The organism is Bacteroidota bacterium (assembly GCA_039111535.1).
Taxonomy (GTDB): Bacteria; Bacteroidota; Rhodothermia; order Rhodothermales; family JAHQVL01; genus JBCCIM01.
Window position 1 is genome coordinate 1 of record JBCCIM010000342.1, and the last position, 2,588, is coordinate 2,588.

Consider the following 2,588-nt stretch of genomic DNA (forward strand, 5'->3'; position numbering starts at 1 on the left):
CCCGATGTTTGGGGTCGCGGGGAGTGGACTGCTGAAACACTAGAAGACGCTAGGCAAATGGCGTGTGATTTTGCGGATGGTGTGTCATGAAAGAACGCCCTGTCCTATTCAGCGCCCCAATGGTTAACGCCATTCTTGAGGAGCGGAAGACGCAGACGCGGCGGGTTGTTAAGTCCATAAAATCGGCAGAAGGCTTGGCGATCAACCCAAACGAAGCCAAGCTGTTTGCGAGCGAGCACATGGACTCACTGGAACTACAGGGATTTGATTTTCGGTCTACGCTACTTACCAGCGTGTTTCATTGCATCCCGCCGATGGATCGATGCCCCTACGGCCAGCCAGGGGATTTGCTGTGGGTGCGGGAGACTTGGGCGAATATGGCCTATGAATGCAACCCGCCTGAAATTACTTATCGCGCGAACTCCCCCAGCACAGACGTAGAGGGCTGGGCACTGCCTCCGGGCGTTGTGTGGCGCCCTTCAATCCACATGCCCCGCTGGGCCTCACGTATCACCCTAATAATAACCGATGTGCGAGTTGAGCGGTTGCAGTCGATCAGCGACGACGATGCGAAAGCCGAAGGCCTGATGTGGTCTGACTTCGGACTTAACAGATTCAAACAACAACTCCCAGGCTGGCATTGGAAGGAAGGGGCCGACTGGAAGCAATCTCATCTCTTTCCGCGGCATGCCTTTTATAACCTCTGGAATTCCATCAACGAAAAAACACATCCATGGGAATCAAACCCATGGGTATGGGTAGTGGAGTTTGAGCGCGTATGCTGATTAAAGCCCGCCATTGGATCAATGAAACCTTCGACGAGCGCAGCAAACCGACCATGCGCCAGGTGGTGCAGTGGGTGGAAGATGGCCACATTACCGGCCGCAAAATCGGTAAGGATTTATACATACTGGATTCCGCTGCGTTTGCACCAGCGCCGGTTGTTGATGTACAACCGCCTGCCAATCAGCCAAAGTTGCGGCGTAACCTGCTGAATTGACATGCCCAGGAAACCACAAGAGCGCTATTTTCAAGGCGTGCTGCTGCCAGACAATCTATATCCGGATGATTCGGGCCGCCCGGGTTACTGGCGGTATCGTCGGCCAGATCGCACGTTTAAGCGATTCATAGAGCCCGACACACACGAAGCCTGCGCCATTGCTGAGGAAAACAACGCAGCGCGCAGCGGTACCGATCGATCAACCACCCTTTACGCGGTCAACCAGTACATAAACTACGCTGAAAAGCTGCGCCCGGGATTGTTAAAAAAGGAAAGCTGGTACAACCGCAAGAATGCCATGCGGGGGTTTGCCAAAGAGTACCCGACGCGAACGGCCATCATGGAGGAAACCGTTTGGCGATGGTGGGATACGCTTACCCACTCACAACAGGGTTTGCGCCGATCCGAGTTTAGGCGGATGTGGGCCTACTGGCTGCGCAAAAACTATTCCCCCACGCAAAAGAACCCATTTGATAAAGACATGCTGCAGGGCAAAGAACGCCCCACCGTGGAGCGTGAGCGGCTTTCTGTAGAGGATTACTGGCGGATCTATCACCATGCACCAAGCATGGGGTACAACGGCTTGCAGGTGGCCATGGGGATTGCGCTTACCACGATGTTGCGCCGTTCTGACATTGTTGCCCTTCAGGCGGTCAACGTGCAGAGCAACCGATTGGAATTGACCGTACACAAAAGCCTCGAGCAGCGCGGCCAGATCCGCGCAGCACGATTGCATTGGACCTTCGACAAGCATCCGGAACTGGCCGACCTGGTGCAGCGTGGGCTGGCGTATGGCGCTAGATCAAATTGCCCCTATGTGGTCAGCCACAAGCCACTGCGGCACAACACGTCGAAAGCAAAAACGCACAGTTGGCAGATACTGCCCAATGCCCTTAGCAAACAGTTCGCTAAGGTGCGGGATGATTTGAAAATAGGCGGGGAGCACCCGCCTACGTTCCATGAGGTACGCTCAACAGGCAGTTACCTGCTGGCAGAGCAAGGCGAGGAAATCACAGACATTATGGAATCCATGGCACATAGCGAAGTGGAAATGACAAAGCTCTATCACGATGGGCACCCGCTACCAAGCGAGCCTGTTTTGTTGAGGGTTAAGGATTTTGGGGGGGAGTTTTGATCGGGGCGCCAGTGGGAAACCTGACCGAGTGCGAATATGTGTGGGAGGTCACCTACACAAGCATGTCTGACGGCCATCGGCTGAGCGCTGCACACTTCACCACCAGGCAGGCGGCAGAGGCATGCGCCAAAACCATGCATCCAAGCGAGAACGCACGGGTCATACAGACGACGCTCTACCACACTCACGGAGCAGAGAGGTGGTTTAAGGCTCATCTAACCGAAGTGTTCCCCGATCAGCAATCCCTGCGCGAACAAGCGCTCGCGAAGCTGTCACCGCAAGAACGCCAAGCGCTGGGGTTGTGTTCATGAGCACCAATCCAACCCAAAAACCGCTAATTCGTTGGTGCCCCACCATGGGCCGCAACGCCTTGTATGGCGTGCTTTTGGGGCTGTTCGCGCAACAACGTTCGGGACGTAGGGGCCGGAGGTTCAAATCCTCTCACTCCGACCA

Annotated in this window: 3 protein-coding genes; all 3 read left to right on the forward strand. The window is 55.2% G+C overall.

Features of this window, described 5'->3' with window-relative positions; genetic code table 11:
- The first annotated feature begins 86 nt into the window (after positions 1–86).
- Genes AAF564_26620 through AAF564_26630 form a run of 3 tightly spaced genes read left to right on the forward strand, consistent with a single transcriptional unit; the run spans position 87 to position 2,135 of the window.
- Positions 87–785: a hypothetical protein gene (locus AAF564_26620; protein ID MEM8489147.1), complete on the forward strand. Its 699-nt coding sequence runs from the start codon at positions 87–89 to the stop codon at positions 783–785.
- Entirely contained in the window at positions 779–1,000 is a 222-nt protein-coding gene (locus AAF564_26625) for a hypothetical protein (GenBank protein ID MEM8489148.1), read from the forward strand. Before AAF564_26620 ends, AAF564_26625 begins: the two co-directional genes overlap by 7 nt.
- Position 1,001: 1 nt before the next feature.
- Positions 1,002–2,135: a tyrosine-type recombinase/integrase gene (locus AAF564_26630; protein MEM8489149.1), complete on the forward strand. Its 1,134-nt coding sequence runs from the start codon at positions 1,002–1,004 to the stop codon at positions 2,133–2,135.
- Positions 2,136–2,588: the final 453 nt, after the last annotated feature.

Coding starts and splice junctions, on each gene's coding strand:
- AAF564_26620 (MEM8489147.1), top strand. CDS start 87: ATGAAAGAACGCCCTGTCCTATTCAGCGCCCCAATGGTTAACGCCATT.
- AAF564_26625 (MEM8489148.1), top strand. CDS start 779: ATGCTGATTAAAGCCCGCCATTGGATCAATGAAACCTTCGACGAGCGC.
- AAF564_26630 (MEM8489149.1), top strand. CDS start 1,002: ATGCCCAGGAAACCACAAGAGCGCTATTTTCAAGGCGTGCTGCTGCCA.